Here is a 22,811-nt window from a genome sequence, read left to right on the forward strand (position 1 = left end):
ATTCAGAACAAGAAGTAGCGCTGGGCCATGGGCAATACATCGGCGGGCTCGCAAGTGATGATTTGGCCGTCTATCCGCACCTGGTAATTTTGCGGGTCGACTTCGATCTTCGGCGCCAGATTATTGTGGATCATATCCTTCTTTTGAACGGACCTTGTGTTGCGAACAGCCGCCAGCGATTTCTGGAGCCGGAGTTTGTCGCCTATGCCGTCATCAAGCGCGGCCTTTGAGACGAACGTCACCCCGGTGCTGGCGCGGGCGCGGCCGAGCGAGCCGAACATGCTTCGATAGTGCACCGGCTGCGGCGTCGAGATCGAAGCGTTCGGATCGCCCATGGGCGCCATGGCGATCATGCCGCCGATAAGGACAAGCGAAGGTTTGACGCCGAAGAACGCCGGCTTCCAAAGCACCAAGTCCGCGCGCTTGCCGACCTCGATCGAGCCGATTTCATGGGCTATGCCATGAGTGATGGCCGGGTTGATGGTGTATTTGGCGACGTAGCGCTTGGCGCGAAAATTATCGTTGCGCTCGCTGTCCTCGGGCAATGGCCCGCGCTGCAGCTTCATCTTGTGAGCGGTCTGCCAGCACCGCAATGTCGTTTCTCCGATGCGCCCCATCGCTTGGGAGTCGGACGACATCATGCTGAAGGCGCCAAGGTCGTGAAGAATATCCTCCGCCGCGATCGTTTCCTTGCGGATGCGCGACTCCGCGAAGGCGACATCCTCGGGAATTTGCGGGCTCAGATGGTGGCATACCATGAGCATGTCCAAATGCTCGTCGATGGTGTTGATTGTATAGGGGCGCGTCGGATTGGTGGATGACGGCAGGATGTTTTGCTCGCCGCACGCGGTGATGATATCCGGGGCGTGACCGCCGCCGGCCCCTTCCGTATGGAAGCTGTGGATGGCGCGGCCCTTCATGGCCGCGAACGTGTCCTTGACGAATCCGCTTTCGTTGAGCGTATCGGTGTGGATGGCGACCTGAATGTCTTCCTCATCCGCGACGGACAGGCAGTTGTCGATGGCCGCTGGCGTTGTGCCCCAATCTTCATGGAGTTTCAGCCCCATGGCCCCGGCGCGGATCTGTTCATGCAGGGGCTCGGGCAGGCTCGCATTGCCCTTGCCGAGCAGCCCCACATTGATCGGCAAATCATCGATGGCCTCGAGCATGCGATGAATATTCCAGGGTCCTGGCGTTACCGTCGTCGCAAGCGTTCCGACTGATGGTCCGGTTCCGCCGCCGATCAAGGTGGTTGTGCCGCTCGCGAGCGCCTCCTCCGCCAGTTGCGGGCAGATGAAATGGATGTGCGAGTCTATGGCGCCGGCCGTCAGGATCTTGCCTTCGCCAGCAATCACATCCGTGCCAGGCCCGATGATAATGTTGACGTTTGGCTGCGTGTCGGGATTGCCGGATTTGCCGATGCCGGCGATGCGGCCATCCTTGATGCCGACATCGGCTTTCACAATGCCCCAATGATCGAGAATGATGACGTTTGTGATGACGACATCAACCACTTCGGCGGCGGATCGCTGGCTTTGTCCCATGCCGTCGCGGATAACCTTTCCGCCGCCGAACGTCACTTCATCGCCATATGTCGCGCGGTCTTCCTCGATTTCGATCAGTAGTCCGGTATCGGCAAGGCGAATGCGGTCGCCGATGGTTGGGCCGTAAAGATCGGCATACGCCCGTCGCGTAATCGTCGCCATTTCTAGCCCTCCAGTTTGCCCATGATCTTTGCATTGAAACCATATACGGCGCGTTCGCCGGCCAACGCCACGAGTTCGACGTGGCGCTCTTGTCCGGGCTCGAAGCGCACCGCCGTTCCCGCGGGAATATTCAGTCGGAATCCCCTCGATATTTCGCGGTCGAACACCAACGCCGCATTGGTTTCGTAGAAATGAAAATGAGAGCCGACCTGTATGGGCCGGTCGCCCGAGTTCGCAACCGTCACGTCGCGCACCTGCCTGCCGGCGTTCAACTCGAGGACGCCGTCCTCTATAAGAAATTCGCCTGGAATCATTGCGCGCTCTCAAGGTATGGGGTTGTGCACGGTGACGAGTTTTGTGCCGTCGGGGAATGTCGCCTCCACTTGGATGTCATGGATCATTTCAGGAATCCCTTCCATCACATCGCCGCGAGTCAAAAGGGTGGCGCCATAAGCCATGAGTTCGGCGACGGTCTTCCCGTCGCGCGCGCCTTCCATAATCGCGGCGGATATGAAGGCGACAGTCTCCGGGTAGTTCAGTTTCACCCCGCGCTGCATTCGGCGTTCGGCCAGCAGCGCCGCAGTGAAAAGCAAAAGTTTGTCTTTCTCGCGCGGTAAAAGTTCCATAACCGGCTCCCAGATTAATAATTCTTATGTCGCCCAAATCCGCGGAAGGCAGGCAGGCTTTAATTGAAGAGCGGTTCGCAGCGAGTCCCAGGCCCGGGCGAAAAGCTGCTTCCCCTCTTCGGCATGCCGCCCGAGGTAACGACAGACCACAGCTTGATCAAGCTGGCTGACCGAGAAGACCCTGTCTCCTGCCTGACCCACCGCGTCCAATACAAGGTCCGCCAGCCCGCCTTTCAGCGGACCCGCGTAGACCATAGCGCCGAACACGGGTTGGCCGCCAAGCCCGTAGGCTGCATCCTGCAGGGGCGAGCCTGCGCGCAGGTGAAGTCGCTCGAACCAGATCGGTTTGCCCGCTTGCACTATTTCGACGCGCTGCGTGATAGAACCGGTGGTGAAGCGCTCGTTCGCGGCTGGGCGACCAAGGCAGATGAAATCCCAACCGACGAAAGTTGCGCCTTCCTCCAACGCCACGCGCGTATCGATCTCCGCGGTGGCGCCGTCGAAGACAATCGTCTCCTGGGGCAAATACTCGCATATTGCCCCTGCGGCCACATCGATGACGCAGCGTTGCAAACCCTTTCCGGTCGCGCTGCGATAAAACTTCGTGGCGCCGGGCGTCGTCAGCACGGATCGGGCTTCGCCGCCCAAATGAAACGTCAGATGCAGCTCATCGCCCCCGGCGACGCCGCCAGGAGGATGCAGCACATATACATGACACGTCCCGTCCTGCTCCGGGTAAAAGGGGCTCTGCACCACAAGGGGGCCGAAATGACGGCGGCGCATCAGGCGGGTGCGCCGATCGACATATTCAAACCACAGCTCCAACTCGGCCCTCCAGCGATGCGAATGGGCGTCGCCAAGCGAACGCTGGAGCGCGGTTGCCGACCCGACATCGAAGGCTGGGGATTCTGTCAATGCGGGCGGCTTCATGTGATGCTAATCTGGGTCATCTCTCTCGCGTCAGAGCGACGGCGGCGGGCAAATCGGCGCCGGCGAGCGGGGCGAGGCAACCGTCCGCTCGCTCGCGACGCTCATTACATGGCGGGAAACCTGCTTCATGACCCACGAGGGGCATGAATATTCATCAATCATGCCAGCCCGCGGGAACGTCCCAGCAACCATCGTGCGCCCCCCTTTTTGTCATGATGAACGCATTATTCATCATGAAGCCCCCGTCGTCAAAGCGCCGCGATCCGTTGTAATCGCCCGGCAACCGGTCTACGCTCTCAGGGGCCGGGGCGAAATTAGCTCACGCCGAATATTTCGCCGCGCAAGTCTGCCTTTCGTCGCCAAGTCTGTCTGATGTGGGCTCGCAGGATATGTTGGAAATTGAAGAATACGCCTCTTCCGGGGAGATAGCGGACGAAAGCATGACGCTTCCTTTCGAGCTTAGAAAGAAGAGCCGAATGCGCGCGATTCTGGACAGCGGGGCGGAAGCTGCGGTCGTGCTCGAGCGCGGTCGCATTCTGCGCAGCGGCGATCTTCTGCGGGCGAGCAACGGGTCCATCGTTGAAGTTCGCGCCGCGGCTGAGGCCGTCTCCACGGTGCGGTCCAGAGATATCTTGTCCTTGATGCGAGGCGCCTATCATTTGGGAAATCGCCATGTGCCCCTGCAGGTCGGCGATGGTTTCCTGCGTTACCAGCGCGACCATGTGCTCGATGATATGGTCAGGCAGTTGGGCCTCGAGGTCGCGGCGGAAATGGCGCCATTCGAGCCGGAGCCGGGCGCCTATGGCGGCGGCCACGGCCATTCCGATGGTCACGGCCACAGCCACTCGCATGGGGCGCACGCCCATCATCATCCGCATGACCATGAGTGACGGCGAGGCGTCGATCGGGTGGCGGAGATGATCGGGGCCGGCGCAGCGCCCCTGCACCTTCTTCGGTTGGTCAGTCCCAGTTTGCCGGTGGGGGCTTTTTCATATTCGCGAGGTTTGGAAACCGCCATCGAACGCGGCTGGGTGACGGATGAACGCAGCGCGCAATTATGGATTCACGGAGCGCTGGAACATGCGTTCGTAGCGCTCGACGGGGCCATATTCAGGCGGATGATGTCCGCTCTCGAGGTCGGTGATCAAGACGCCTTCCTGCGCAACGATAGATGGCTCTGGGCCAGCCGCGAAAGCCGCGAGTTGCAGCTCGAGGATCAGCGGATGGGGGCAGCCTTGCAGCGCCTGCTGCGCGATGTCGAGGTCGCATCTGCGAGGGATTACGCGGATCGCAATCTTACCTATCCCGCGGCCTTCGCCCTCGCGGCAGATTACTGGCGGATTCCTTCGGCGCAAGCTCTTCGGGGATTGATGTGGAGCGTCATTGAGGGTCAGGCCGGCGCCGCGATGCGTCTCGTCCCGCTCGGCCAAACATCGGGGCAGCGCATTATGATCAATGCGGTTGACGTCATCGAGCGCAGCGCGGCTCATGCCGAGCTGCTTGTTGATGATGATGTCGGCAACGCGGCCATCGGCATGGCGATGGCGAGCGCATGGCATGAAAAACAATACAGCAGGCTGTTTCGTTCGTGAGGTGAAGCATGGCGCGCGGTGCGTTGAGAATTGGCATAGGCGGCCCGGTCGGCTCGGGCAAAACGGCATTGGTCCGCAGTCTTTGTGAGGCGATGCGCGATAAGCGCAGCATTGGGGTGGTGACCAACGATATTTACACCAAAGAGGATGCGGAGTTCCTGGTGCGTCACGACGCGCTTGAAGAGGCGCGCATATTGGCGGTTGAAACCGGGGGGTGTCCGCACACCGCCATACGCGAGGATGCGTCCATCAATCTTGCGGCGGTCGATGAACTGCAGACGCGCTTCAACGACCTCGAAATCATCATCGTCGAAAGCGGCGGCGATAATCTCGCCGCGACCTTCAGTCCCGAACTCTCGGATCTAACTCTTTATGTCATTGATGTCGCGGCGGGCGACAAAATTCCGCGCAAGGGCGGTCCGGGCATTACCAAATCCGATCTGTTGATCATTAACAAGATTGATTTGGCGCCCCATGTGGGCGCTTCCCTAGAGGTCATGGAGCGCGACGCAAAGATCCAGCGCGGCGCCCGCCCATTTGTGTTCACCAATCTCAAAACCGGCCATGGCCTCGACGTTGTGGTGTCGTTCATCGAAAAGGCCGGGCTGCTCGCGCCCGTCTAATGCTCAGCGCTGGGCCAGAGCAGAGCCAGTTAATGCAGATGATGGCGACATTGAAAGGTCGCAATGTCGCCATCACCGGCGCAGACGATTGGCGGGAGGCCTCGCAATTCGAGGGAGATCGCCATCCACTCTGCCGTTTTGAGAACGATGCTGATGGCGGCGATCAGCGCAAAAGGTCTGAAAGTCATGCCTAAGTTCAATGCGCAGACGCTACGATGCAGCATATTCAGCCGCTTATGTGCAGGAGCGGTGTCCGCACTCACCCTAGTGACGCCCATTCTGGCGTTTCAGGACGTTGCCCTCGCTGCGGCGGGCAGCGTTGCGCAGACGGCTCCCGCTCAACCGGCGCAAGCCGAGCCCCAGCCTGCGCCCTCCCAACCCGTTCCTCCGCCCGAACCTCAAACCGCTCCGGCGCCCCCTCCAACGCCATCGGCGAACAATCCCGCCGCCGCGCCAGCCGCGACCGACGAAAAGGACAAAGAAAAGCAAGGCACGCCTGCAACCGTAGTTGACGGACAGCAGTTGGACAGCATTCTCGGCAAGAACGTGCTTAGCCTCACCGGCGAGGACATGGGGCGGATCGTGGATGTAATCGTTGACCGCACAGGTCAAGCGCGCGCCGTGATCATCGACTTCGGCGGTTTTCTTGGGGTTGGCACGCGCAAGATTGCGGTTGACTGGGGCATGATCCGTTTCCCCTCCAACGGCAAAATGGACAATGTCATCATGGATCTGAGCCGCAATCAGCTGCGGGTCGCTCCCATCTTCAAGCCGGGCGATCCTGTCGTGATAGTTGGCCGGCCGGCCGCCGCGCAGGTCGCCGCTCCCGCTCCTGTCGCTGCTCCTGCAGTCGCCCCCGCCGCAATCAGCCCCCCGCCCGAGGAACCTCCGGTCCCCAAATAACTTGTCAATCAAAGCGGCATTCTCATGGAGTCATATGGCGGACCGGAGAACCAATGCGAAGGGCGCCTATGGCAAGGACAGCGCTCCGCGGGGAAACCAACCCGGTGGGCGTCCGCGCGCTGCGCCCTCCCGCGCTAGCCAGCGCGGTCTCGACTGGTTTGTGTTCTTCGTCGCCGACGTGCAAACGGGCTTTGGGGCCTTCGTCGCCGTTTATCTGACCGCACAGAAATGGACGCAGGTCGATATCGGCCTCGTCTTGACGATCGGAAGCCTCGTCGGCTTGGCTGGTCAAATCCCAGGTGGAGCGCTTGTCGACGCCGCCCGCTCGACGCGCAAGATCGCCGCCTTGGCGCTCATCGCCATTGGCGGCAGCGCATTCGCCCTCGCGGCATGGCCAATCTTCGTTATCGTCCTCGCCTCCCGAATCGCGCAAGCCGGCGCAAGCTGCGTGCTCGGCCCCGCAATGGCGGCGATCAGCCTAGGTCTCGTCGGACGGGAGGCGATCGGCGAGCGCCTGGGCCGCAACGCCTCCTTTGCGTCGGTTGGCACCGGCCTTGCTGCAGTCGGGATGGGCGCATGCGGCTATTATCTGTCGAACCGCGCGGTTTTTTTTTGTTGCAGCCGCTATGGCCGCGCCCGCCCTGATCGCGCTTTTTCAGATAAGGCCAAGCGAAATCGATCCGGGCAGAGTTCACGGCGATGCTCCGCGCTCCAAAATCGCGCCCGGCCTGCGCAGCCTCTTTGAAAACCGCGCGCTCCGAATCTTCGCCGCATGCATGATCTTGTTCCAACTCGCCAATGCGGCGATGCTGCCGCTGGCGGCAAGCATGGTGACGTTGCGCTCCAGCGAGCTGGCGACGGCTCTCGTCGCCACCGCCATTGTCGTGCCTCAGTTTATCGTCGCTATTCTGTCGCCCTGGGTCGGGCGCAAGGCGCAGCAATGGGGGAGGCGGCCGCTTCTCATTCTTGGCTTTGGCGCGTTGGCGGTTCGCGGCGTTTTGTTCGCGGTGGTGATTGACCCCTATCTGCTGGTGATCGTGCAGCTTCTCGATGGCATTTCAGCCGCTGTGCTCGCCGTGATGGTCCCTCTCACGCTCGCCGATGTCTCGCGCAACACCGGTCACTTCAATCTGGCGCAGGGCGTCATCGGCTGCGCCGTCGGAATTGGGGCCGCAATCAGCACCACCCTCGTTGGCTACCTTAGCGACCATTTCGGCAGCTATGTAGCTTTCGCGACCATGGCCGGGCTCGCCGCCGCCGGATTTGCGTTGGTCTTGCTCGCAATGCCGGAAACGCGCCCGGACGCGAATGACAAAGCGCTGCCCGATTAGGCGGAGACGATCTTCGGCCGCAGCGAAGCCGCATCCATCAAACCACGATACACGCTCAGATATTGCTCGGCCATGCGACGCGCGGTGAACCGCTCCTCGAAGCGCTTTCTGATGGCGGCGCGAGACAACCGCGGCAACTGGCGTATGGCTCCGACCGCGCTTGTCTCGTCTTCGACGATGAAGCCCGTCAAGCCATCCTCGATGATTTCGGGGACGGACCCGCGATTAAACGCGATCACTGGCGTCCCGCAAGCCATCGCCTCGATCATGACCAAGCCGAATGGCTCCGGCCAATCGATCGGCACGATCAATGCAAGCGCGCCGCTGAGGAACTCAGACTTTTGCGCGTCGGTGATTTCGCCGATGAAATCAACATGAGGCTTGCTCAAGAGGGGCAGGATCTTTTCGTCAAAATAATCTTGGTCGGCGCCATCGACTTTTGCCGCAATTTTGAGCGGAAGGCCGCAACGTTCAGCAATGCGAATGGCGCGATCAACCGCTTTCTCAGGTGAAATACGGCCAAGAAATGCGAGGTAGGAGGGTTTTGTCTGCTCCGGCGTCAGTAGGTTCTCCGGCAATCCGTGATGAACCGTGCCGATCCACTTTGCGTTTGGCACGGGACGCCGCTGTGAGTTGGAGATCGACACCAACGGAATTGACGAGAATGTGGAGAATACCGGTTGATGTTCCGGCAGATCGAGACGGCCATGCAAGGTCGTTACAAATGGGATCGCCTGCCGCGACATCACGGAAAAGGGATAATAGTCGAGGTGGAAATGCAGCAGATCGAAATCCTTCGCGCGCCGGCAGACTTCTTCCACCATCATCATGTGAAGAGCGTTGGGGTCGCGCACCGAGCCGTCGAGCCGAAGCGCTCTTGGCCACATCGGCTCGAGGCGCGCGGTCGTTACGGAATCTCCGCTGGCGAAGAGCGTGACGTCGTGTCCGAGGCCGACAAGCTCCTCGGTCAGCCACGAAATGACGCGTTCGGTGCCGCCATAAAGTTTGGGGGGGACTGCTTCAGTCAGTGGGGAAATCTGTGCTATTCGCAAACCTTGCAACTCCTTGGCGTGAGCGTTGGCCAAGCTGTCGCAACGTTTTCGGGTAAAATTTAGACCAAGGCGCTTCTCGACGACGGAACGCTCCTTCTCTGCGTTCGTTGAATAGCCGCCAGGTCAAATGGGCGCGCCGAATGATCCAGAGCTTTTTTTTACAAAAGACGCATAGCGCCGGCCAGTTCGCAGAGAGGCCCGGCGCCCGCCAAACTTTACTCCCATTTCCAATCCACAACTTTGCAGTCAATGGATAAGCTCACTCAATACGCAAATCGACCTTTGGCGTTTTTCCGGCGCTATATCGGGGCGCGCCGCGTGCCTCACGCCGCCATTGTTGTGGCGGTGGTGGGAGCCGTCGGCTTCTCGGTCAGCACCCAATATGGCGTCAAATCTCTGGTCGATGCGCTGACGGCGGGGCCGCAGAACGGCAGCCCATGGGCGGCCTTTTGCCTCCTGGTGTTTTTCATCGCAGCCGACAATCTGCTTTGGCGCGTGGCGAGCTGGATTGCGGCCTATACGTTCGTGCAGGTAACCGGCGATGTGCGCGCCGACCTCTTCGGGCACTTGACCGGCCACGCGCCCAACTATTTCGCCAAACGAATGCCCGGCGTGCTGACGAGCCGCATCACGGCCACGTCGAATGCGGTCTTCACCATAGAAAATATGTTCGTTTGGAATGTGTTGCCGCCCTGCGTGGCGACCGTTGGGGCGATCGCCTTTCTGTCGATGGTGAGCTTGCCCATGGCGGCTTCCTTGGCCATCGTTTCCGGCGCCGTCGTGGTGGCGATTTTCCGCATCGCCGCCGCCGGGAAGCCGCTGCACCATGATTTCGCCGATAAGGCCGCAGCGGTTGATGGCGAGATGGTCGACGTCATCGGCAATATCGCTTTGGTGAAAGCCTTCGGCGGCGTTATGCGCGAGTATCGCCGCTTCAACGCTACGGTCGGTCAAGAGGTGAAGGCTCGCAGGCGCAGCCTTCTTTATCTAGAAAAACTCCGGTTGATGCATGGCCTCGTAACCGTGCTGTTGATGCTCGGCCTGCTGGCCTGGGCGATCCGGCTCTGGCAACAGAACGCAGCGACCGCCGGCGATGTCATTCTCGTCTGTACGCTCGGAATGTCGGTGCTCAGCGCCACGCGCGATCTCGCCGTCGCCCTCGTTGACGTCACCCAGCATATGGCGCGCCTCTCCGAAGCGCTCGCCACGCTGTTGTCTCCGCATGAGCTGCGGGACCATCCCCAAGCGGCCGCTCTCGCGCCGGCCGGCGGCGCGCGCGTCCTATTCGAGAACATCAGTTTCCGCTATCCGGAAGGGAAGCAAGTTTTCGATAATTTCAGCCTTGATGTGGAACCGGGTCAGCGGGTTGGGCTCGTCGGTCCGTCGGGCGGAGGCAAGTCGACCCTCATCGCGCTGCTGCAACGATTCTACGATTTGCAAAGCGGTCGCATAGTGGTCGATGGACAGGACATTTCCAGAATCACCCAGGCGAGCCTTGGCGACGCCATCGCCATTGTGCCGCAGGATACGGCCCTGTTTAATCGTTCGCTGATGGAGAACATTCGTTACGGACGCCCGGACGCGACCGATGACGAGGTGTGGGAAGCGGCGATCGCCGCGCGATGCGGTCCATTCATTCAGAATCTGCCGGCGGGTCTTGACACCATGGTCGGCGATAGGGGCGCGAAGCTGTCCGGCGGCCAGCGTCAACGCGTGGCGATCGCCCGCGCCTTCTTGAAGAACTCGCCGATCCTGCTGCTTGACGAGGCGACGTCGGCTCTCGACAGCGAAGCCGAAGAGGCGATCCGCGAGGCGCTCGCGCGTCTCATGCATGGTCGAACGGTCATTGCGATCGCCCACCGCCTGTCGACCTTGCGAAATTTTGATCGGATTATTGTGCTACGGCAAGGGAAAATTGTGCAAGACGGCGACCCTGAATGCCTCATGCAGGTGGAAGGACCTTACCAGGCGCTTATCAGGCAAGAGATGAGCCGTCTCGCGGAGCAGGCCGCCTGAGCACAAACGCGCGGGGGTGGTCCGATTTCAATCGGCGACATCAAGGGAAGTTGCGCGGAGGTTCTTCGGGATTGAACCGTTCTGCCTTAACCGCACGGGCAGCGGTTTCGCCGCTCGGCCAGCGCTTGATCAACCGAAACAAGGATAAGACCGACCGCAAGAAACGCGGCGAAGAAAACGAGCGTGTGGAGGAACGTCTCACGGTAGCCCTGTTTGATGACTTCGCTGACGTGCTGAAGGTAAATGCCGAAGATCATGCCCCGCATCATCGTATAGACAAAAAAGAGCAGCGGATAAATTAGCCATAGCGCCGGATCGACCCACGAGAGCGTGCCTTTGGGCGCGAATATCAGCCAATATGATAGGTAGAGAACCGGAATCGCCCCGTGTAAAATTCGGTCGACGAATTCTATTCCCTGTGAGTCCGATTGAAGCAATACCTCAAAAACGACGCCGACGACCACAACATAAACGACCAGCGCCGCTTGAACGCTTGGCCGCAAAATAAAAGACGCGGGCTGCGGCCGTAGGAACGCGAGAGTTCCGACGAGCGCGACCAACGTGGTGGTTTGGATCGAGAAACGACTGAATTGATTGACGAGGTAGGTCGCAATCGAAGCGTTTTCCGCCACAGCGTCCTGGATGCTGAAAACGATTTCGATGACGAGGCCAAACCACGCCACGGATGCAAGAATGCCTGCGCAAATCCGCTGAGCGTCGGACGTAGGTCCAGCCCCAAATCCACAGCCGTCGTCGCGCTCTATTCGTTTCTTCGACATGGGCGTACTCGCCGCAGGCATTGCATTAAGGCATGGTGGGGCATGCCATTGGGTGCTGTAAAGCGATCCGGGCCAGAGATTAGAGATTAATTATTAATTTCCAGCGACAAGACCCGAAGTCAAAACCCTTCATCGCTGCGGCGCGCGATGCGCGATCTTGATTTGTCGGCGAGGCTGCGTGTGTGGGGACGCCGAAATATCGATGGGAAAGCTGCGGCTCAATTTATTGCATTGGTAACGCATTTTTTCTGCGGTGCAATCGAGTAGTAGCGCGGCGATTCCATGCTGCTCGCAGCCGGGATTGAATTCATCAATGGCGGCGATTCGGGCTGAGCTTCGACTGAGGTCTCTTTTCGCTATTCGCCCTTGAAGGCCGCGCGGGTTGTAAAATCATCGTGCGCTCGCTGCGCCAAGGGCCTCGGCAACGGATGCCTTTGCAAGCGGAGATGACGCCGATCACGGATCGAAAGATCATAAATGGGGCGCATTAGACAATTAGGCATCCAGCTTCAAGAAAGGGTCGGGTAGCATGACGATAGCCAAAGCAATTAATTTAATGTCCGCCGGCCTCGGGATGCTTGGCGCCCTTGCATTGTATCAAGGATCCTCTGCATACGAGCAGATCGGCGCTTATCTGGATACGCGCACGCTCAGTCGCATAACGTCTCGAATCAAACGGCGGCGCATCGCTCAGCGTCTTGGACTTGGATTGATCACAGCCAGCTTTTTCTTCTTGGGGGCCGCGCAGTTTACGCGTTGATGTGGCGATGCCGCCGTAGGATTCAACAGCGGGCGGCGCCCTGCTGCTGGAGAAGTTCGCGGACCATTCCGAAATAATCTGCGCACTCCCCCAAATGGCGTAGTTGGACCCTCCGACGGGCCGCCCACATATCGATGCTGATGACCGGCGAGCCAACCTACCGATGGCCAAAGCGCCAAAAAGAAAGCCAGGCGCGCTGGCCTGGCTTAAGTTAGGAAGCAGGAGGAGGAATCGCCGCGACGGGTGCTTCCGGCCCGAAGCAAAATTCAGCTCCGATAGTCATCAAGCAAGAATGGGGCCACCTTAAGGCCTCATGATGGCGAGGGGCCGACTTCATTGCATTTCGATGCTGATTCCGACCCCCGCGTCCTCCGCAGTTCCACCTAAAGCCCAGCCGTTTTGCTCAATCGGACGGCATCATTCCCGGCATCATATGAGTGTCGAGGTGGTTCATCACCCAAAGCGAACCTACGACCAGTATCGCCACAATCAGCACGGTGAAGACAAAGGCGGCGTTGTTCCAAGATTGGCTCGATGAGCCATTCATGTGGAGGAAATAGACAAGGTGCACCAGGATCTGCGCGACGGCGAAAGCGACGCAAATTGAGATGGCCGTCGCGGTCGGGACAAGACCCGACATGACCAGTCCGAAAGGAATAACGGTCAGAATTACCGACAAAACGAAGCCGGTCACATAAGAACGGACGCTGCCGTGCCCTGCGCCCTCGGCGGGATGCGCCCCGTGCGCTGGCGGGGGAGCTGAGGGAGTATATGAGACGTTCATCAGGCCACTCCCATGAGATAGACGACGGTGAAGACGCCGATCCAAACGATATCGAGGAAGTGCCAGAATAGGCTGAGGCACATCAGACGGGTTCGGTTGGCGTCGGTCAGGCCGCGGCGCAAGACATGCGCAATCAGCACGACCATCCAGATCATGCCGGAAGTCACATGAAGGCCATGCGTGCCGACAAGCGTGAAAAAGGCCGACAGAAAAGCGGATCGGTCAGGACCAGCGCCATCGCCAATCAATTGGGAGAACTCGTGCAGCTCGAGGCCCATAAAAGCGAGGCCGAGAAGAAGCGTCAGGCCGAGCCAGCGCAGCACCAAGGCCTGCTGACGCTGCTCCGCGGCGAGCATCGCCATGCCGTATGTAAAGCTCGAGACAAGAAGGCAGGAGGTCTCGACAAGGACATAGGGGAGGCTGAAAATCTCCTTGCCGCTTGGGCCGCCGGCAGTCTGGCCTCGCAGCACGGAAAAGCTCGCAAACAGCGCCGCGAACAAGATGCAGTCGCTCATCAGATAGATCCAAAACCCAAGGGTGGTCGTGGATCCATCGTCATGATGCTCCTCGTGCGCATCTATGGCGTCGGCGACGAAAAGGGATTCGGCGGGGAGTGGACGGCTATGAACGGTCATCTCAGGCCTGCGATGGTAATTGGTTGAAATATTTGCCTTCGGTCTGAGCAACTTCCTCAGACGGTACGTAATAGTCGCGGTTCTCATTGAACGAATGCGCGATGACCACGGCGAGCGCTGCAGCGGCGGACCCGATAGCCATCCACCAGATGTGCCAAACGAGAGCAAAACCGAGAGCCGCGGCGAACCCGCTGATGATGAAGCCGGCGCCTGTATTGCGCGGCATATGGATTTGCCGATAGGCCGGAAGCTGGCGATGGGCGAGGCCCTTTTCCTTCATCTCCCAAAAACTGTCTCTTCCCGTGATGATCGGCGTCCGTGCAAAATTGTAGAAGGGCGGCGGAGACGCCACGGCCCACTCCAGAGTGCGACCGTTCCACGGATCGCCGGTCAGATCCCGCAGCGCTTCCCGGTTACGGACGCTGACAAAGATCTGTGCGAGTTGGGCGACGATGCCGCAGAGTATGACGCCGACGCCGATCATCGCGATGATCAGGTAGATATGCCAGACAGGGTTGTCGACATGGTTCATGCGTCTCGTCATGCCCATCAATCCGAGGATGTAGAGAGGCATGAACGCCAGATAGAAGCCCACCAGCCAGCACCAGAACGAAACCTTGCCGAGCCGTTCGTCCAGCCTGAAGCCGAAGGCCTTCGGGAACCAGTAGGTGAAGCCGGCCATGCAGCCGAACACGACGCCGCCGATGATCACATTGTGGAAATGGGCGACCAGGAACAGGCTGTTGTGAAGCACGAAGTCAGCAGGAGGCACGGCCATCAGCACTCCCGTCATCCCTCCGACGGTAAAGGTGATCATGAAGCCGATCGTCCAGAGGACAGGCGTCGAGAAGCGCACGCGGCCGCGATACATTGTAAAGAGCCAGTTGAAAATCTTCGCGCCGGTGGGGATCGAGATGATCATGGTCGTGATGCCAAAGAAGGCGTTCACGTCGGCTCCAGATCCCATCGTGAAGAAGTGATGTAGCCACACCAGGAACGACAGCACGGTGATGCAGATGGTCGCGTAAACCATCGAGGTGTATCCGAACAGGCGCTTGCTCGAGAACGTCGAGATCACTTCGGAAAATATGCCAAAGCAGGGCAGGATCAGGATATAGACTTCCGGATGTCCCCAGGCCCAGATGAGGTTCACGTACATCATCGGATTGCCGCCGGCCTCATTCGTGAAGAAATGCATGCCGAGGTAGCGATCGAGACACAGCATGGCCAGCGTCGCCGTCAGGATCGGAAACGCAGCGACGATCAGCATGTTGGTGCACAGCGACGTCCACGTGAAAATCGGCATCCGCATGAGCGTCATGCCGGGAGCGCGCATCTTTAGGATCGTCGTGATCATATTGACGCCGGCCAACAATGTTCCGACGCCGGAGATCTGAAGACTCCACAAATAATAGTCGACCCCGACGCCCGGTCCGAACTCAAGCTCCGACAGCGGCGGGTAGGCGAGCCAGCCCGTGCGAGCGAACTCGCCAACTCCCAATGACACGTTCAATAGGAGCGCGCCGGCGGCGGTCAGCCAAAAGCTCAGCGAATTGAGGTAGGGAAAGGCAACGTCCCGCGCCCCGATCTGTAGAGGCACGGCAAGGTTCATCAAGCCGATGACGAAAGGCATCGCCATGAAGAAGATCATGATGACGCCATGGGCGGTGAAGATCTGGTCGTAATGCTCAGGCGGCAGATAGCCGGCCCCGCCGCTGGAGGCGAGCGCCTGCTGCGTGCGCATCAGTATGGCGTCGGAGAAGCCGCGCAGCAACATCACCAGCGCCAGTATGATATACATGACGCCGATATTTTTGTGATCGACTGAAGTCAACCATTGCGACCACAAATAGCGCCACTTGCCGAAATATGTGATCAAGCCCAGGATCACGGCGGCGGCGACAAGGATGCCTCCGATCGTCCCCATGACGATAGGCTGCTCCATTGGAACAGCCGCCATCGAAAGGTTGCCAAACATCTTTACAAACCCCTTGGTGCGGCGGCGGTGCACAGCGCGGGATCGCCGCCCGATGCGTCTTTCGCCATAGCGAACTTCATCGCGTCATCTCTGCAGAGCGCGCCGTCCGAGCACTTGTTCAATGCGTCATGATAAAGGGAGAGCTCTACGTCGCCGTAATAGGCTACCGGCGTCTTTTCGCTCGGCAGCGCGAGCTCCCGATAGGCCGACTTCGTCAGTTTGTTCTGCGAGGCGCGAACGTTCTTGACCCAATCCTCGAATTCGCCTTCGGTCATCGCGCGGGCTGCGAACTTCATGTCGGAAAACCCGCCGCCGCTATAATTCGCGGACATGCCGTCATATTCGCCGGTCTCGTTCGCGAGCAGGCTGAGTTTAGTTTCCATTCCAGGCATGGTGTAGATCTGGCTGCCTAGCTGGGGAATAAAGAAGGAGTTCATTACCGACGCCGATGTGAGCCGGAAATGTACTGGCGCGTCGACTGGGAAGGCGAGTTCGTTGACGCTGGCGATTTTCAAGTCGGGATAAATGAACAGCCATTTCCAATCGAGCGAGACGACCTCGACTTCAATGGTCTTCGTGCTCGAGACGATGCGCTCATACGGGTCCAGTTTGTGCGTCGACGTCCAGGTGACGGTCGCCAGGGCCGCGATGATCAGACACGGTACGAGCCAGACGACCGCCTCAATCAGATTCGAGTGCTCCCAATCGGGCGTGAATGCGGCCTTGGCGTTGGAGGCGCGATATCGCCAGGCGAAGGCGATCGTCATCACGATCACCGGCACGACGACAATGAGCATCAGCCAGGTAGCCAGGAGGATAATCGATTTCTCTTCGGCACCGATTGGACCTTTCGGATCCATCAGAGCCATCTGGCAACCGCCGAGCAGCGGCGCTGTCGCAAACAGCGCCATGAACGAGGCCGCACGCCGCATTCGGCGCCAGAACAAGCGAGGGTGCGACATGACGCCGCGTGCGCGGTTCTCCGAGGTTGCCGAAGGTCTTTTCGCGCGAGTAACCATCAATGAGCCGAAGTTGAAAGTCATATCGTCCACGTAAAAGTATGATTAATTAGGCGATGCAGATAACCGGCATGAGCCGCATGATATTGACGAGGCAAGGCTTGCGCCGGTCGCGGTCAGCGACCGGAAGTAATAACTCGGCGCATATGGTCGTCTAGCGGTCGATCTATCTATTGCCGCTGGTTCCCACGCGTCGAAATATTATCTACCGCGCTTGCGACGCCGCAGCGATTGGACAAACCGTCTCAGGTAGCGGGTATAGCGAGGGCGGCGCACCCTCGCGATAATGTGATATTCTGACCGTTAATGTGATATTCTGACCGTTGATGACGAGCTGCTGTTCGATAGCAGGGGCGCTTGCGCCGAGTGCACTATACTATTTGCTTGACGCTCCAAATTTGTCGGCGTTGCTGGATTCTCTTAATTTATGCTCACTCGCCGCTCTCATTTGAACAAAGCCGAATTGCCTCTTCGAAGAGACGGTTGTCGTCAATCATCCACTCCTTACGGCGCGGAAAGCGCAACTGCGGCAGGCCGATATTTTGGAGCCGGGGCGGGTCCTGAACCTGCCGCGCCAGTCGTCGATTTGCGATCGCTTCACGCCGCGATCGCGGAGCTGGCGCTCGAAAACGATTCTTTGGGAGGCCCAATTCCTCGCGAAGTCTTCGAAGAGGTCAGAAAACGGCCTCGTCGATCGCGTCAGGATGCGGAGCCGTTTCTTCCGATCAAAGTTTGACGCCGCGCGTCAGCGCGCCGTCAACCACAAGATTGGCGCCGGTGATGAAACTTGCGGCGGGACTTGCCAGAAACACCGCCGCATTGGCCATTTCCTGCGGGGTTCCCATGCGGCCGGTTGGATTGAGGGCGAGCGCCGTCTTGTAAAGTTCCGGATTGCCGTCCTTGATCTGGTTCCAGACGCCGCCTTCGAAATAGGTGTTGCCCGGCGACACGCTGTTCGCGCGGATCGATTTCGACGCCAGCTGATTGGCGAGTCCCTGAGTGTAGTGGATCAGCGCCGCTTTGAAGGCTCCATAAGGGCCGGCTGCGAAATCGATCTCGCGAGCCGACACGCTGGAGATGCTGATGATCGAGGCCGCCTTGCTCTGCGCAAGAAAGGGCAGGGCGGCGTCGACCATCCGGACGCAACCCATCAGATCGATCTCAAAGCCGCGCCTCCAATTGTCCTCGTCGGGTCCAATCGCCAGGGCGCTGACATTGGCCACGACGATGTCGATGCCACCGAGCGCCGCCGCGGCTTCGCTTACCCAGGCTTTGAGGGCGGCCGCGTCGGCGACGTCGACGGCGGTTCCGAAGGCCCGCACATTCAAGGCGCGGACCGCGCCCTGCGCCACGGCGATCTCTTTGGCGTTGCGAGCGCAAAAGGCGACATCGACGCCTTCGCGGGCCAATGTGTCGACGATTGCGCGTCCGATGCCCTTGGTGCCGCCGGTCACGACGGCGCGCAGCCCTTTCAATCCGAGATCCATGTGCGTGCTCCTGCTTTAAGCGTTTCCGTCTCTGGCGAATTCGCTTGCTGTTAAAATGCCAAGCAGTTTGCGTCGGCATGGAACCCTCAGACTATCGCGTCAATTCGGATGTCGCTGCGCGGGCTCTGGTCTTGCTTATGCCAGCCGCGTGCCGCTCGGAAGGCGCGATCGGTGCGGCACAATGGCGCTTTATTAAGGCGACAGCGGACGAGCGCATATCGACGGGGCCGCCGCGCGCATCGCATTGAAGTCGATCATGCGGGCCAAACGCCTCCCGAAGCATTTCATGAGATGATTGGCGGCCGGTCTCTTTGTCCTAACGGTCGTTCAAAGGCGCTGCGGTCCCAATTGGCCGCATTGGCCGCCGCCTCGTAAGTGCTTTGCAGGAATTCAAGCAGCGCCGCCTCCGGCGCCTCGGCCGTTCGCACGGCGTCATAGGGAAGAATGAACTCCTGTAGTTCTTCGCTGAAAAATGCAGATGCTGGGCGGACTGCGGCCGATTTGAATCCCGAAGGAGCAGGATAAGTGTAAGAATAGAAAGCTGGATAGTCGATGGCGCCGCCGCCAGGCCAAAAGCCGGCGCTGCTCACTTCATGGGAGTAGGCCTCCCGCACAACGGCATCGGGGAGATGAGGAACGCCGCCAGGATGCAGCGGCGCGCGGCGGCCAGAAAAGCGCGTCACCGCGAGGTCAAAACTGCCCCAGAAAAAATGTACGGGACTGCACTTGCCGATAAAGCCGGTGCGAAAGAGCTTGAACGCGCGATCGATTTGGAGGAGCGCCCTCCAGAAGCGGTGAGCGCATTCGGGATCATAAGAAGCATGAATCCGGTCTTCGCTGAAGCGAATTGGATCCGGCAATTCATTTGGCGTCTCGTCTATGACGACCGGAAATCCCAAATCCGCCAACGCCGCCATGATCGCGGCGTAAAAGTCTTTGACCGGCTCAGCGCGGAGGGGCATTCGCCACCGTTGTTCGTCGCTCGTTTCGATGAACAGCAGGTGGTCGATAAAATCGAAATCGATCGTGAAGGCGCGGTCGCCATAAGGCATCGTTGAGGTGGTCAGTCCGCGCGTCGTAACGTAGAGCGTGGTATGCCAGGAGTGATTGAGCCAGGGCTCCTGAGACAATCGGATTTTTCCGACAATCTGGGTCCAAAGATGAAGCGTCGCGTGAGTCTCTTTACATGCCGGATAGGGCAGTTCGGGCCATGCGCTTGAAGCGGTTGTGCGTTGCATAGCTCATCTCGTGGAAAGAGCGAAGACAGGTAGCGTTGCGATGATAACGCTGGTCCATTCTTCGACCAACAGTTTAGTGTCCGGAACGGGCGACGGCGGAAATCTTGTGCGCCTCGACGAGTGGCAGTCGCGGCTGGCGCCTGCAAAGCTGCCGGCCCTCGTTCCAGCCTCAGTTCATAGGCCCCGCCGCGCTCGCCCGCTGGCCATCGGACATAAATCATGTGCAATCTTGCTGCCGCCGGAAATCGACCATCAGCCTCAATGGCGGCGCAGCCGCGTGAAAGGGCAGCCATGATCCTGGACCACGTCACCCTCAGTACGCGCAATATGGCGGCGACGCGCGCGTTCTTCGAACAGGTCTTTGACCTGCGGGACGGCTTCCGTCCAGATTTTCCGTTTCCCGGACATTGGCTGTACGAGGGAGCTGAGCCGCTTGTGCACCTGATTCCGGCGCGTGAGGGCGCGAGCGACGCAGCTGCGGCGGCCGAACGCATCGACCACGTCGCCTTCCTGCGCGACGACTACGACGCCTTCCGCGCCAAGCTCGAGCGCCTGTCTATCCCTTACTTGCCCACGGAACTGCCGGAAATCGGCGAGCGTCGGCTATTCCTGCGAGTACCAGGAGGGGTGTTGCTGGAGGTTGCTTTCCGCAGCAATCGAAGTTTGAGCGCGTCGAGGAGCCAGCCGAGACCGGCGATCGAAAATAATCGGGGGTTACGCCGCTGCTTCCGGCCGACCGAATCGGTTTCCACCGTCGCGTCTTGACTGTTTCGGACAGCGGCGACCCCGTGGAGAGTCTTTTCGCGTCAACAGGACGAAACGATGGTTGAGGCAATAACGTCGCAGCGCGGACGCGGCGCTACCTTCAGTCTGACGGAGCCTAAACGCTGGCGCCGAGCTTGGCCTCCGGCCGAATCACCCGACGAAGACGATCGCCAATCCGGCGCGGGTCCGCAAAAGATCGGTCGCTCTTTTGGGGGCGGTCGTGAGCCTTATCACAGTTCGTTTCATTCGCGGCAGTCAGCCGCTTCCTTGATGCAAATCAGGCGTCGCCTTTGGGCTGACGCCTATAATTCATAGGCCGGCGCGCGCAGAAGCCACATGCGTTCAATGCCATCGCCCTTGATGCCAGCATTGAAAGAATGCACGTTTTTTTGAGCTTGTTGCCGTGGCGGCGGGCTTTCGCCGCCAACTCATGCTGGCGTGGCGGGCGACCGACACTCGTTGGGTTATTGACACGGCATTGATTGTGGGATTCTAACGATCTCATTCTCTAATCAATAAACATCAATGCTAACCAAAGGAGTTGATCAATGGTTGCGAAGAAACCCGCGAGCGCTGCGAAGACCGCGAGCGCCAAAACCGTGAAGGCCAAAGCGGTCAAACCAGCCGCCGCCCCGCGCGCTCAAGCGGCGCAAGCAACAATCACGCTTAAGCAAATCGGCGTCCAGCTCGCCGAAACGCATGAGCTGCCGAAACAGAAGGTCGATGAATTATTCGATGACATGGTCGCGGTCATCGCGAAGCAAGTGAAGAAGGGCGCCAAGGTCCGCGTCAGCGGGCTTGGAATTTTTCAGGTCAAGAAGCGCGCGGCTCGAAAAGGGCGCAATCCGGCCACGGGCGAATCCATCAAAATTAAAGCAAGCAAAGGGATCACGTTTAGGATCGCCAGCGATCTGAAAAAAGCGCTGTGACCTGCTGGAGACATCCACAATAGGAGGCCGAGCAGCCTTTGACGCCTCGCTACGTTCGAGCCCGCCGGCGCAAGATCGACCTAGCTCTGGCCTCGGTCCACAATAGGGCTCAGCGCGTTTGGCATGCCAGCCTTCATCGCCGCGGCGGCTTCAGAAATTGCGCCTCGGCGCGGTCGTCGATCATCGCGCATCAGATTTCGCAGAAAAATCGGCGGCCGCCTATCCTGGGGAGATCGACGTGTCGGTGCGCCATTGGGTAGGGCGCGCCGCCTTGCTCAATCGTTTGCGCGCCCGCCGATGTGCCGGCTGATCTCGCAATGCAGCGCGGATGGCTACGCTGTGGGGTCAAATCTGTTTCCGCCGCCATGAGCGCCTGACCAACAGCCTCGCCTTGCGCGGATTCATCAACTGTGAGTTCGCCTAAGAACGCCACCCCGCGTTTCTGCGAACCGTCTCGGCGGCGGCGCCAAATCGAGAGTTCTGGCGTCTGTCACAATTTGGCGCCATGATTCGCGTCGCGGGCGGTTACGCAGTAGATGCGCATCGTCGCCGCACGGGGTTACGAGAATTATGAACAATAGCGTCGGCCGCACCGCCTCCGTCCTCGTCATAATATTTCTTGTTGTGGCGGCGCTTCGCTTCGCCGACGTCGTTTTTGAGTCCGTCGCATTCGCTCTGTTCGCTATCGCCATCGTTTGGCCGCTGCAGAAAGAGCTTCAGACTCGAATGCCGCGTGGGTTGGCTCTTCTAATTACCGTTCTTGTGACTTTGGTCGTCATCGTCAAGCTTACCTCAATGGTTGCTTGGGGAGCCAGTCAGATCGCACAATGGATTCCTCAGAACATCGTCCGTTTTCAAGGCTTTTATGTTTCGGCGGTCAAATGGCTTGAGGATCACGATATTTTCATCGTCACTCTCGCCAGCGAGCGGTTCAACGTCGTGTGGCTGCTCGGCGCTTTTCGGACGGTCGCTGCGACGATCAATAGTCTTATCGGGTTCGCGCTCCTCATCTTTATTTTCATGGCGATGGGACTCGGCGAGGCGGACGAATTCCGGCAGAATCTCGAACGCTTGGGCGATAAGGCCAATAGCTCTAGGCTATTGCTCGCCGGCGAGAAGATCGCCAAGAAATTTCGGCAATATATGCTGGTCCGGACCATCGCCAGCATTTTGACCGGCGTCGTGGTTTGGGGTTTGGCGGCTGTCGTAGGTCTTGATCTTGCCGCGGCATGGGGCGTCATTACATTCGCGCTCAACTACATCCCGTTCATTGGTCCGCTCATAGCGACCGTATTGCCGACGCTGTTTGCTTTCGTCCAATTCGGATCCTGGGAGATGGCGCTCCTCGTCCTCGTGACCTTGACAGTGGTTCAACTGCTGATCGGCAGCTATCTCGAGCCTTTGTTCACCGGCAAGACCCTTGCTATTTCGCCCTTTGTCGTAGTGTTCTCGGTGGTTTTCTGGGGTTTCCTATGGGGATTGCCCGGCACCTTTATCGGCGTTCCGATCGCCATCGCCGCGCTCACGCTCTGCGAGCAATATCCCTCCGCTCGCTGGGTCGCGGCGCTTTTGTCGGGGCGCGCGCCTGAGGGCCCGTAAGTCGAAGCGCAGGATTAGACTGCCTGTGCCTTGTCGCCGCCTGCTCGCAACCGATTTTC

At 59.4% G+C, this 22,811-nt stretch carries 21 protein-coding genes and 1 pseudogene; 9 read left to right on the top strand and 13 right to left on the bottom strand.

Annotated elements, in window-relative coordinates:
- Window positions 1-2: 2 nt before the first annotated feature.
- Genes ureC through WDN46_09370 form a run of 4 tightly spaced genes read right to left on the bottom strand, consistent with a single transcriptional unit; the run spans window position 3 to window position 3,247 of the window.
- Window positions 3-1,706 carry an urease subunit alpha gene (ureC, locus tag WDN46_09355; GenBank protein ID MEJ0093627.1) on the bottom strand — a complete coding sequence of 568 codons (1,704 nt, stop codon included), beginning with the start codon at window positions 1,704-1,706 and terminating at the stop codon, window positions 3-5.
- Window positions 1,707-1,708: 2 nt separating this feature from the next.
- Window positions 1,709-2,020, bottom strand: a complete 312-nt coding sequence (locus WDN46_09360) for an urease subunit beta (GenBank protein ID MEJ0093628.1) — start codon at window positions 2,018-2,020, stop codon at window positions 1,709-1,711.
- A 9-nt stretch (window positions 2,021-2,029) separates the two neighbouring features.
- Entirely contained in the window at window positions 2,030-2,332 is a 303-nt protein-coding gene (gene ureA, locus WDN46_09365; protein MEJ0093629.1) for an urease subunit gamma, read from the bottom strand.
- A 24-nt stretch (window positions 2,333-2,356) separates the two neighbouring features.
- Complete coding sequence (locus tag WDN46_09370; protein MEJ0093630.1) at window positions 2,357-3,247, bottom strand: urease accessory protein UreD; 891 nt, start codon at window positions 3,245-3,247, stop codon at window positions 2,357-2,359.
- A 404-nt stretch (window positions 3,248-3,651) separates the two neighbouring features.
- Here WDN46_09370 and ureE point away from each other — a divergent pair, with 404 nt between their 5' ends.
- Genes ureE through ureG form a run of 3 tightly spaced genes read left to right on the top strand, consistent with a single transcriptional unit; the run spans window position 3,652 to window position 5,477 of the window.
- On the top strand, window positions 3,652-4,152 hold the full coding sequence (ureE, locus tag WDN46_09375) for an urease accessory protein UreE (GenBank protein MEJ0093631.1): 501 nt from the start codon (window positions 3,652-3,654) through the stop codon (window positions 4,150-4,152).
- Between the two features lie 27 nt (window positions 4,153-4,179).
- The gene (locus WDN46_09380) at window positions 4,180-4,854 is read left to right on the top strand and encodes an urease accessory protein UreF (protein MEJ0093632.1); all 675 of its coding nucleotides are present in this window, start codon (window positions 4,180-4,182) and stop codon (window positions 4,852-4,854) included.
- Window positions 4,855-4,862: 8 nt separating this feature from the next.
- The gene (gene ureG, locus WDN46_09385; protein MEJ0093633.1) at window positions 4,863-5,477 is read left to right on the top strand and encodes an urease accessory protein UreG; all 615 of its coding nucleotides are present in this window, start codon (window positions 4,863-4,865) and stop codon (window positions 5,475-5,477) included.
- 29 nt (window positions 5,478-5,506) lie between these two features.
- On the opposite strand, the gene WDN46_09390 is transcribed toward ureG, so the two are convergent.
- Complete coding sequence (locus tag WDN46_09390) at window positions 5,507-5,665, bottom strand: hypothetical protein (GenBank protein ID MEJ0093634.1); 159 nt, start codon at window positions 5,663-5,665, stop codon at window positions 5,507-5,509.
- A gap of 61 nt (window positions 5,666-5,726) precedes the next feature.
- Here WDN46_09390 and WDN46_09395 point away from each other — a divergent pair, with 61 nt between their 5' ends.
- Window positions 5,727-6,380: a PRC-barrel domain-containing protein gene (locus WDN46_09395; protein ID MEJ0093635.1), complete on the top strand. Its 654-nt coding sequence runs from the start codon at window positions 5,727-5,729 to the stop codon at window positions 6,378-6,380.
- Window positions 6,381-6,414: 34 nt separating this feature from the next.
- Window positions 6,415-7,711: pseudogene (locus tag WDN46_09400) on the top strand (MFS transporter).
- On the opposite strand, the gene WDN46_09405 reads toward WDN46_09400, so the two are convergent.
- Window positions 7,708-8,763 (bottom strand): glycosyltransferase family 4 protein, encoded by a 1,056-nt coding sequence (locus WDN46_09405; GenBank protein MEJ0093636.1) that lies wholly within the window; start codon window positions 8,761-8,763, stop codon window positions 7,708-7,710. The pseudogene WDN46_09400 and the gene WDN46_09405 sit on opposite strands and share 4 nt — an antisense overlap.
- Window positions 8,764-9,012: 249 nt before the next feature.
- Here WDN46_09405 and WDN46_09410 point away from each other — a divergent pair, with 249 nt between their 5' ends.
- Complete coding sequence (locus WDN46_09410) at window positions 9,013-10,779, top strand: ABC transporter ATP-binding protein (protein ID MEJ0093637.1); 1,767 nt, start codon at window positions 9,013-9,015, stop codon at window positions 10,777-10,779.
- An 86-nt stretch (window positions 10,780-10,865) separates the two neighbouring features.
- On the opposite strand, the gene WDN46_09415 is transcribed toward WDN46_09410, so the two are convergent.
- The 7 genes from WDN46_09415 to WDN46_09445 form a co-directional block, all read right to left on the bottom strand.
- Window positions 10,866-11,558, bottom strand: coding sequence for a Pr6Pr family membrane protein (locus WDN46_09415; GenBank protein MEJ0093638.1), 693 nt, complete (start codon window positions 11,556-11,558; stop codon window positions 10,866-10,868).
- 1,163 nt (window positions 11,559-12,721) lie between these two features.
- Entirely contained in the window at window positions 12,722-13,102 is a 381-nt protein-coding gene (cyoD, locus tag WDN46_09420; protein ID MEJ0093639.1) for a cytochrome o ubiquinol oxidase subunit IV, read from the bottom strand.
- Window positions 13,102-13,737 (bottom strand): cytochrome o ubiquinol oxidase subunit III, encoded by a 636-nt coding sequence (cyoC, locus tag WDN46_09425; GenBank protein MEJ0093640.1) that lies wholly within the window; start codon window positions 13,735-13,737, stop codon window positions 13,102-13,104. Before cyoC ends, cyoD begins: the two co-directional genes overlap by 1 nt.
- A 1-nt stretch (window position 13,738) precedes the next feature.
- On the bottom strand, window positions 13,739-15,715 hold the full coding sequence (gene cyoB, locus WDN46_09430) for a cytochrome o ubiquinol oxidase subunit I (protein MEJ0093641.1): 1,977 nt from the start codon (window positions 15,713-15,715) through the stop codon (window positions 13,739-13,741).
- A gap of 2 nt (window positions 15,716-15,717) precedes the next feature.
- A complete protein-coding gene (gene cyoA / locus WDN46_09435) occupies window positions 15,718-16,647 on the bottom strand; it encodes a ubiquinol oxidase subunit II (GenBank protein MEJ0093642.1) in 930 nt (309 codons plus the stop codon).
- Window positions 16,648-17,459: 812 nt separating this feature from the next.
- On the bottom strand, window positions 17,460-18,221 hold the full coding sequence (locus WDN46_09440; protein MEJ0093643.1) for an SDR family oxidoreductase: 762 nt from the start codon (window positions 18,219-18,221) through the stop codon (window positions 17,460-17,462).
- Between the two features lie 284 nt (window positions 18,222-18,505).
- Window positions 18,506-19,459 (bottom strand): DUF5996 family protein, encoded by a 954-nt coding sequence (locus WDN46_09445; protein MEJ0093644.1) that lies wholly within the window; start codon window positions 19,457-19,459, stop codon window positions 18,506-18,508.
- Window positions 19,460-19,720: 261 nt separating this feature from the next.
- Here WDN46_09445 and WDN46_09450 point away from each other — a divergent pair, with 261 nt between their 5' ends.
- The 3 genes from WDN46_09450 to WDN46_09460 all read left to right on the top strand — a co-directional run bounded on the left by WDN46_09450 (window position 19,721) and on the right by WDN46_09460 (window position 22,752).
- Window positions 19,721-20,224, top strand: coding sequence for a VOC family protein (locus WDN46_09450; GenBank protein ID MEJ0093645.1), 504 nt, complete (start codon window positions 19,721-19,723; stop codon window positions 20,222-20,224).
- Window positions 20,225-20,772: 548 nt separating this feature from the next.
- The gene (locus WDN46_09455) at window positions 20,773-21,153 is read left to right on the top strand and encodes an HU family DNA-binding protein (protein ID MEJ0093646.1); all 381 of its coding nucleotides are present in this window, start codon (window positions 20,773-20,775) and stop codon (window positions 21,151-21,153) included.
- A gap of 570 nt (window positions 21,154-21,723) precedes the next feature.
- Window positions 21,724-22,752 (top strand): AI-2E family transporter, encoded by a 1,029-nt coding sequence (locus tag WDN46_09460; protein ID MEJ0093647.1) that lies wholly within the window; start codon window positions 21,724-21,726, stop codon window positions 22,750-22,752.
- The last annotated feature ends 59 nt before the right edge of the window (window positions 22,753-22,811 follow it).

The sequence above is a fragment of the Methylocella sp. genome, assembly GCA_037200525.1.
In the GTDB taxonomy this organism is placed as follows: Bacteria; Pseudomonadota; Alphaproteobacteria; order Rhizobiales; family Beijerinckiaceae; genus Methylocapsa.

What these genes read in the sequence shown, in the direction of transcription:
- cyoA (MEJ0093642.1), bottom strand. Translation starts at nt 16,647, where the DNA reads ATGCGGCGTGCGGCCTCGTTCATGGCGCTGTTTGCGACAGCGCCGCTG.
- cyoB (MEJ0093641.1), bottom strand. Translation starts at nt 15,715, where the DNA reads ATGTTTGGCAACCTTTCGATGGCGGCTGTTCCAATGGAGCAGCCTATC.
- WDN46_09410 (MEJ0093637.1), top strand. Translation starts at nt 9,013, where the DNA reads ATGGATAAGCTCACTCAATACGCAAATCGACCTTTGGCGTTTTTCCGG.
- WDN46_09450 (MEJ0093645.1), top strand. Translation starts at nt 19,721, where the DNA reads ATGGCGGCGCAGCCGCGTGAAAGGGCAGCCATGATCCTGGACCACGTC.
- WDN46_09380 (MEJ0093632.1), top strand. Translation starts at nt 4,180, where the DNA reads ATGATCGGGGCCGGCGCAGCGCCCCTGCACCTTCTTCGGTTGGTCAGT.
- WDN46_09455 (MEJ0093646.1), top strand. Translation starts at nt 20,773, where the DNA reads ATGGTTGCGAAGAAACCCGCGAGCGCTGCGAAGACCGCGAGCGCCAAA.
- WDN46_09440 (MEJ0093643.1), bottom strand. Translation starts at nt 18,221, where the DNA reads ATGGATCTCGGATTGAAAGGGCTGCGCGCCGTCGTGACCGGCGGCACC.
- WDN46_09390 (MEJ0093634.1), bottom strand. Translation starts at nt 5,665, where the DNA reads ATGACTTTCAGACCTTTTGCGCTGATCGCCGCCATCAGCATCGTTCTC.
- WDN46_09360 (MEJ0093628.1), bottom strand. Translation starts at nt 2,020, where the DNA reads ATGATTCCAGGCGAATTTCTTATAGAGGACGGCGTCCTCGAGTTGAAC.
- ureE (MEJ0093631.1), top strand. Translation starts at nt 3,652, where the DNA reads ATGTTGGAAATTGAAGAATACGCCTCTTCCGGGGAGATAGCGGACGAA.
- cyoD (MEJ0093639.1), bottom strand. Translation starts at nt 13,102, where the DNA reads ATGAACGTCTCATATACTCCCTCAGCTCCCCCGCCAGCGCACGGGGCG.
- ureC (MEJ0093627.1), bottom strand. Translation starts at nt 1,706, where the DNA reads ATGGCGACGATTACGCGACGGGCGTATGCCGATCTTTACGGCCCAACC.
- WDN46_09415 (MEJ0093638.1), bottom strand. Translation starts at nt 11,558, where the DNA reads ATGTCGAAGAAACGAATAGAGCGCGACGACGGCTGTGGATTTGGGGCT.
- WDN46_09460 (MEJ0093647.1), top strand. Translation starts at nt 21,724, where the DNA reads ATGAACAATAGCGTCGGCCGCACCGCCTCCGTCCTCGTCATAATATTT.
- WDN46_09445 (MEJ0093644.1), bottom strand. Translation starts at nt 19,459, where the DNA reads ATGCAACGCACAACCGCTTCAAGCGCATGGCCCGAACTGCCCTATCCG.
- cyoC (MEJ0093640.1), bottom strand. Translation starts at nt 13,737, where the DNA reads ATGACCGTTCATAGCCGTCCACTCCCCGCCGAATCCCTTTTCGTCGCC.
- ureA (MEJ0093629.1), bottom strand. Translation starts at nt 2,332, where the DNA reads ATGGAACTTTTACCGCGCGAGAAAGACAAACTTTTGCTTTTCACTGCG.
- ureG (MEJ0093633.1), top strand. Translation starts at nt 4,863, where the DNA reads ATGGCGCGCGGTGCGTTGAGAATTGGCATAGGCGGCCCGGTCGGCTCG.